Genomic DNA, 6,852 nt, shown 5'->3' on the forward strand with positions numbered 1-6,852 from the left:
GTCGGTCCAGGTGCGAAGAAGGACGCCGTTGCCCGGGTGTGGCACACCCACCCACGGGAACCCGCCACCGCGGCGGGCTCGGCGCGGTCACGCCTCCGGTCCACTCAGGACGGAGCGGGCAACGCCACGTCGCGCACGGTGGTGACCGGGGTCGTGCCGATCGGGCCGTCGTGCAGTTCGCGCGTGTGCGGGGCGAGCGGGCGGTAGGCCCGGTCGCGGATGCGGGCGTCGATCGCGAGCCGCGGCGCCAACCCGGCCGCCATCGAGGCCCGCTCGTCGCCGCCGTCGACGTGCGCGGTGACGGACACCTCCAACCGCGCGGGCAGCACACCACCGACCACGGTGAGGGCGACGTCGCCGAGCGCCGCCCGCAGCGCGGTCGTGAACCCGTCCCAGTCGTCGGCGCGCAGGTCCCTGGCCGCCGGAGCGCACACGACCATCCGCGCACCGCGCACGTCACCCGTCCCACCGCGGCGCGCGGTCGTCCACCACGGCACGTCCACCGCGGCGCCGCGGACCTCCAGGGCGGCTCGCAGGGCCGTGCGGTGGCGTTCGAACGTCACGGGCAGCGCGAAGACGGCCGTCCGCGGGTCGACGTCGTCGTCCAGGGTGATGTCCACGCAGGTCCCCACCCACGGGAGCGGCGCGGCGTCCGTGACGTCGACCGGCCAGTCGGCCACCGAGATCGACCGGTACGCCAGCGCCAGCCGCAGCGCGGCGTCCTCCAGCATCCGCTTCACCCGCAGGCGTTCCTGGAACCCCTCGACGTCGAACGCGTCGACGTCGCCCAGTTCCGCCAGGGGGACCCCGCCCTCGCGGAGCGCCCACAGCGTCTGGCCGTGGCGGATCTGCTCGCTGGAGTACCGCCGGTAGCCCGACACCGGGTCGACCACCACGGGTTTCAGGATGCCGCGCTCGTCGTAGAGCCGCAGCGCCTTGGGCGTGAGCCCGCTGAGCATCGAGAACTCACCGATCGTCATGTCCAGGTCGGAAATGGGGACCTCCTCGGCTCTGCCTGACCTCGTCGACTCCCATGGTGGGCCTTGCCCGAAGGGGAAGGTCAAGCCCCGAGGTCGGCCGAGGAGGCGGATTCCCGCGGTGACCAGCACGACCACGAGCGGCGCGCGCGACCAGGCAGGCGGTGGGCCCGGCAGCTCGTCGAGCGGGACGCGCTCCGCGCCGACGTCGTCCCGCGCACCCTCGCCACCGGGGCGCGGAGGCGGGAGGATCAGACCGGTGACGAGGAAAACCCCGGCGGGCACGTGGATCGCGGAGATCTGGTTCGACCCGTCCTGCCCGTACACCTGGATCACGTCGCGCTGGCTGGTGGAGGTGACCGGGGTCCGCCCGGTCGAGATCCGCTGGCACGTGATGAGCCTGTCCGTGCTCAACGAGCACCGCGACGACGACCCGGAGGGCGACCCCGACGGCTACCTGTGGGTGCCCGTGCGGGTCTGCGCGGCGGTCGAGCGGCACCACGGGCACGAGGCGCTGGGGCGGTTCTACACCGCGCTGTGGACCCACGTCCGCGACGGCGACGACTGGACGGGCGACCTGGAGACCGCGCTGGCGGAGGCGGGGCTACCACGGGAACTGGCCGCGGCCGGGACGTCGCGGGAGTACGACGACGCCGTCCGCGCCTCGCACCACGAGGGCTTCGGGCTGGTCGGCGGCGACACGGGGACGCCGGTCATCGCCGTCACCGGTCCCGGCGCCGATCGGACCGCCGTGTTCGGGCCGGTCGTCTCCCGCGTCCCCCGAGGGGAGGAAGCGGGCAGGCTCTGGGACGGCCTGCTGCTCACGACCTCCGTGCCGGGCTTCCACTCGATCACCGGGCCACCGCTCGGCGGACCCGAGTTCTGAGGCGACCACCATCCCCACGGCGGCTACGCCCGGTCCGCTCGCGGGTCGGCGGTGGCCGCGGCCGCGGCCGCGGCCAGGGCGCCGGGCAGCCCACCGGACCTGGTGACGATCTCCGTCAACGCGGGCGACACGGCCGGTCCGCCGAGCCGGGTCGCGAGCAGCGCCGTCGCGTCGGTCCGGCTCAGGGGGCCCAGGAGCAGGGTGCGCGCGTCGGCCGCGGCGACCAGGCCGCTGAGCCGCTCGCGGCTCGTCACCACCGCCACGCTGCCGGGGGTGCCGGGCAGCAGCGGCAGCACCTGCTCGGTGTCGCGGGCGTCGTCGAGCACCACCAGCACGCGCCGTCCCGCCAGCGCACTGCGGTAGCACGCCGACAGCGCGGCGAGGCCGGTCGGGACGTTCCTGGCCCCGAGGTCGGAGAGGAAGCCGCGGATCGTCTCGGCCGGGTCCGCCGGTCGCGCACCGGTGGACCCGCGGAGGTCGGCGAACAACTGCCCGTCCGGGAACCGGTCCCGGATCCGGTGCGCCCAGCCGACGGCCAGCGCGGTCTTGCCCGACCCGGCCGCCCCTCGGACCACGATCGCGACGGCGGGCCGCCCGCGGACGCTCGACAGCACGGCCAGCTCCCGCAGTTCGGTCGCCCGGCCGCAGAGCCGCACCGCGGGCGGCAGCTGGCGCGGTGCCCGGTCCGGCACGCCCCGCGCGTGGCTGAACGCGTACTCCAGCACGGTGTGGCGGGGCTTCCAGAACTCGGACACCCCGGTGGGCACCGACAGGGTGGCGGCGTCGCCGTACTCGTCGGCGTAGGCGAGGAAGCTCTCGACCAGTCCTCGGACCGTGCCCCACGCGGGCGGACGCCGGATGGCGCCGGTCAGGATCGCACCGATCTGGCTCTTGCTCAGCCCCACCCGGCCCGCCAGCGACCGCAGGCTCGGTCCGCCCGCCTGCCGCCACATCAGCCGCAGATCACCGCACAGCTGGTCGAGGAGTTCGCTCTCCGCACCCATGTTGTCCCCCTCGGTCCACGTCCGCTGGAACGATCGTCGCAAGCCGGAATGGACGGTGACTGGACGTCCGTCCGGAGGTGTCCGGTCACCACGCCGACGCCGCGGCCCCCCACCTGCGCGGACGTCGTGCGTGTCCGGAGGTGTCCACGATCGACGCCCACGCGGTGCCGCACCGGTCACGGTGGGGCCGTTGACTCCCCCTACCGGAAGGACAACCCCAGTGCGCCACCACGTTCGCAGGGCCGCGTCGGCCATCATGATCACGCTGTGCTGCATCGCGGGCCTCACGCTCACCACGGGCCAGGCGGGTGCGGCGGCAGCGCCGTCGAAGCCGCTGAAGACCACGTTCGGAACGGTCCTGACCAAGATCGACGACTCGAAGGCCTCGGCGGCGCTGCCGGAGACCATCTACTGCGGCGGCTACGTCACCAACCCGTACCAGGCGGGCGGCGCGGTGCGGGTCGACATCCACGGCGACTGCACCTCGGTCGTCGACAACATCTACCTCAGCCCCGCGCTCTACTACAGCAACGGCGTCAACGTCGCCGAGCGGCCGAAGAACTTCCCGTCGACGGCGGTGGCCGACCACTTCGCGGTGACCAACTGCCTCGGCATCAACCTGGAGTACTTCGGCTACGGCGTGGCGATCTTCACGAAGGCGGGCTACGCCGGTTCGCCGCTGGTGCTGGCGGGCCAGACACCGAACGTGACGATCTTCTGCTGACCACGTCGCGGTGGCGGGGCGAGCCCCCGCCACCGCGGCTCGGGTCTCGCCCTGGAAGCAATCGATCCGAAAACGGTTCACCGAAGCGGCATGGGATTGGGCCGATCGGGGTAATCAGCCCTCGTCGTCACGAACCCGCGGAGGAAGTCATGCTGCTGCCCCAGCCCCGAGGACCGGTGAGCGCCGCCCTGACCGGGGCTCTGCTCCGAACGCCCGGCCCCCTGTCGGTCCCACCGCTGGACGCCGTGCCCGACGCCGTGCACGACGAGGACCTCCAGCTCGCGCTGTGGATCTGCTACGAACTCCACTACCGCGGCTTCGACGACGTCGACGACTCGTGGGAGTGGGAGCCGTCGCTGCTCGCGGCGCGCGCGGCCCTGGAACGGGTGTGGATCGCCCACCTCCGCGAGATCGGCCCCGCTCAGCGGGTCGAGCCCGACGGCGTCGCAGGCGCACTGGCCCGCCTGGTCGACGAGGACGACGGCCCCTCGCTGGCCGGCTACCTCCAGCGGACCGCGACCCGCGAGCAGTTCCGCGAGTTCGTGGCGCTCCGGTCGGTCTACCACCTCAAGGAAGCCGACCCGCACTCGTGGGCGATCCCCCGGCTGGAGGGCGCCACCAAGGCGGCGCTCGTCGAGATCCAGAACGACGAGTACGGCGGCGGCCGTGCCGACCGCATGCACTCCGAGCTGTTCCGCTCCACCATGCGCGCCCTCGACCTGGACGACACCTACGGGCACTACGTCGATCGGGCGCCCGCCGTGACGCTGGCCGTCACCAACGTCATCTCCCTGTTCGGGCTGCACCGGAGGTTCAGCGGCGCGCTGGTCGGGCACCTGGCGGCGTTCGAGATGACCTCGTCGCTGCCCAACCGCCGCTACGGCAACGGCCTGCGCCGTCTGGGCGGTGACGCGGTCGCCACCCGCTTCTACGACGAGCACGTGGAGGCCGACGCCGTTCACGAGCAGGTCGCCGCGCACGACCTGTGCGGCGGCTACGCGATCCAGCACCCCGAGGCCGCGTCCGAGGTCCTCTTCGGCGCCGCCTGCTGCCTGGCCGTCGAAGCGGAGTTCGGCCGCCACCTGCTCGACAGCTGGCAGCGGCGCGGGTCCGCGCTGCGCGGCGACGACCTGGCGCACGTCGCGTGAGCCCCGACCGGAAGGCCGAAACCCCCGCGGCGGCGGAGGTTCGCACCACGATCACGTCCTATGAGGACGGACCCCTCCTGGTGCGGGGCGACTTCGAGCTGCGCACCCACTCCGGCGAGGTCATCAACCCCGGTCGCGCGACCGTGGCGCTGTGCCGGTGCGGCCTCTCGCTGATCAAGCCCCTGTGCGACGGCACCCACAAGTCCGCCAAGTTCCACGCCTCCGGCGGTGACCGCGAACGGTGACGGCGAGCCCGCTCGTCCGGGCGAACCGACTACCGCGTGTATCTCATCTCGTTCCTGGGTAATCCGTTCGCAACACCGCACCATCACCCGGACGAGGGAGGAACCTATGCAGGGCGACATCGACACCTACCACGAGAACGGCCAGTGGAAGAACAAGGTCGAGGGGAACACGCAGGCCTCCAACACGCACGACACCAAGGAGGCGGCCGTCGCCAAGGGGCGTGAGATGGCCATCGAGGCAGGTGTCGAGCACATCATCCGCAACCTCGACGGCCAGATCGCCGAACGGCAGACCTACCCGCGCAGCCGAGACCCGCGCAACATCCCCGGCTGACGCCACCGAAGACCCCCGCGCACCGCCGAGTTCGGCACGACGAGCGCGCTGCGAGGCCGAGTCGCCACGAGGACCCGCTGGTCCGGCGAACTCGGCCTCGCGCCGCGTCGGCCGCCGGGTGAGCGAGACCCACGAGTGGTCGCGCCCGCGGGTGAAACGCTCCACATCAGACGGAAAGCCCTGGTCACGGTAGAGCAATGCTCCCGTGGACGACGTGGGGCTCCGACACCGGACACGCGAGTTGTCACGCTGAGTAGCCGTGACGTCGTCGAGGCAGCTCTGTCCCACCGACCAGGTGGCGATACGGCTTTTCCAGTCGTAGCAACGATCCCCGGAACGGTGACAGGCCTCCGCACGAGATTCTTCCCGCCGCACAACGGCTACTCCCACTCCAGGAACGGACAGAGGCCGAGTGCGGAGAGGCGACCCGTGAAGGAGATCGACCCGAACCACCCGACCCGATCCGGTTCCGCCGCTAGTTGACCACCGTGTTCGAAGCTCGTTGTCACGGAAGGAAGACCATGCACAAGAACATTCAGCGCGGCCTGTTGGCCGCGATGATGTCCGGAGCACTCGTCGTGCCGGGTGTGTCGGCCGCCCACGCCGGGGTCCCAGGCCCCGATCTCGCGGGTTCCGGACCGGCAGGCTGGACGGGCGGGACGCACCACGGCGACGGCCTGCTGCTCGCCCTCGCGGGCGACGGCGCTGGTTCGGGCGACGGTGGCGACGCGGTCAGCGACAACGTCGCGGTGTCGGGTGACTCCGGTGATTCCGGCGACTCGGGCTCGACGGGTGACAACCTGACCTACGTCTACTGCCCGCTGGGCGACTGCGTCACGTACGTGGTGTCGGGCGACTCGGGCGACACGACCACCGGCGACACCGGCGACGCGTCCAACTCGAGCACCACCGTCGGCGGCGACACCGGTGATGGCGGCGACGGTGGTGACGCCGAGGTGGAGAGCGGTGTCACCGCGGTTCCCATGGCACTGACCACGGAGGCCGAGGAACCGGTAGTGGCGGTCGCGGGTGACGGTGCCGCGTCCGGTGCTGGCGGCGACGCCGCCAGCGAGAACACCGCCGTGAGCGGTGAGTCCGGTGACTCGGGCGAGTCCGGTGACACCGGCGACAACCTGACCACCGGGGCCTTCGACGGCTGGGACCACGAAGCGTGGGGCCACGGCACCGGGTACCACCACGACTGGGACCAGCAGGGCTGGAACTCGTGGGGCTGGAACGGCCTCGAGCACGGCGACTGGAGCGACCAGGGCAACTGGGACGACCACGGCGACTGGAACGGCTACGGCGACGACTCGGAGACCGTGTCGGTCACGGGTGACTCGGGCGACACCATCACCGGTGACACCGGCGACGCGTCCAACGACAGCGTCACCGTCGGCGGCAGCTCCGGCGACGGCGGCGACGGTGGCGACGCCGAGGTGTGGACCGGCGACCTGATCGAGGTCGTGCACAGCTAGGCATCGTGGCGCGTCCCGATTCGTCGGGGCGCGCCGCGGTCGTGGGCCGGCCGCGG

8 protein-coding genes are annotated in these 6,852 nt (G+C 72.3%); 6 read left to right on the plus strand and 2 right to left on the minus strand.

All coding sequences use genetic code 11. The features are described 5' to 3' along the window. Positions 1 to 104 precede the first annotated feature (104 nt). On the minus strand, positions 105 to 980 hold the full coding sequence (locus VFZ92_RS22530; RefSeq protein WP_330877989.1) for a MerR family DNA-binding transcriptional regulator: 876 nt from the start codon (positions 978 to 980) through the stop codon (positions 105 to 107). Between the two features lie 256 nt (positions 981 to 1,236). On the opposite strand from VFZ92_RS22530, the gene VFZ92_RS22535 reads away from it, so the two are divergent. After that, a complete protein-coding gene (locus VFZ92_RS22535; protein WP_330877990.1) occupies positions 1,237 to 1,863 on the plus strand; it encodes a disulfide bond formation protein DsbA in 627 nt (208 codons plus the stop codon). Positions 1,864 to 1,886: 23 nt separating this feature from the next. Here VFZ92_RS22535 and VFZ92_RS22540 read toward each other — a convergent pair whose 3' ends face one another. Beyond that, positions 1,887 to 2,909: a hypothetical protein gene (locus VFZ92_RS22540; protein ID WP_330877991.1), complete on the minus strand. Its 1,023-nt coding sequence runs from the start codon at positions 2,907 to 2,909 to the stop codon at positions 1,887 to 1,889. Between the two features lie 178 nt (positions 2,910 to 3,087). On the opposite strand from VFZ92_RS22540, the gene VFZ92_RS22545 reads away from it, so the two are divergent. The 5 genes from VFZ92_RS22545 (at position 3,088) to VFZ92_RS22565 (ending at position 6,796) form a co-directional block, all read left to right on the plus strand. Next, positions 3,088 to 3,591, plus strand: a complete 504-nt coding sequence (locus VFZ92_RS22545; RefSeq protein ID WP_330877992.1) for a hypothetical protein — start codon at positions 3,088 to 3,090, stop codon at positions 3,589 to 3,591. 149 nt (positions 3,592 to 3,740) lie between these two features. Continuing rightward, positions 3,741 to 4,739, plus strand: a complete 999-nt coding sequence (locus tag VFZ92_RS22550; RefSeq protein ID WP_330877993.1) for an iron-containing redox enzyme family protein — start codon at positions 3,741 to 3,743, stop codon at positions 4,737 to 4,739. Beyond that, positions 4,736 to 4,984 (plus strand): CDGSH iron-sulfur domain-containing protein, encoded by a 249-nt coding sequence (locus VFZ92_RS22555; protein ID WP_330877994.1) that lies wholly within the window; start codon positions 4,736 to 4,738, stop codon positions 4,982 to 4,984. The genes VFZ92_RS22550 and VFZ92_RS22555 overlap by 4 nt, the downstream gene beginning before the upstream one ends. Before the next feature lie 106 nt (positions 4,985 to 5,090). Further along, entirely contained in the window at positions 5,091 to 5,318 is a 228-nt protein-coding gene (locus VFZ92_RS22560) for a DUF2188 domain-containing protein (RefSeq protein ID WP_330877995.1), read from the plus strand. A 521-nt stretch (positions 5,319 to 5,839) separates the two neighbouring features. After that, the gene (locus VFZ92_RS22565) at positions 5,840 to 6,796 is read left to right on the plus strand and encodes a hypothetical protein (protein WP_330877996.1); all 957 of its coding nucleotides are present in this window, start codon (positions 5,840 to 5,842) and stop codon (positions 6,794 to 6,796) included. Positions 6,797 to 6,852: the final 56 nt, after the last annotated feature.

This window comes from Umezawaea sp. (genome assembly GCF_036375055.1).
GTDB lineage: Bacteria > Actinomycetota > Actinomycetes > Mycobacteriales > Pseudonocardiaceae > Umezawaea.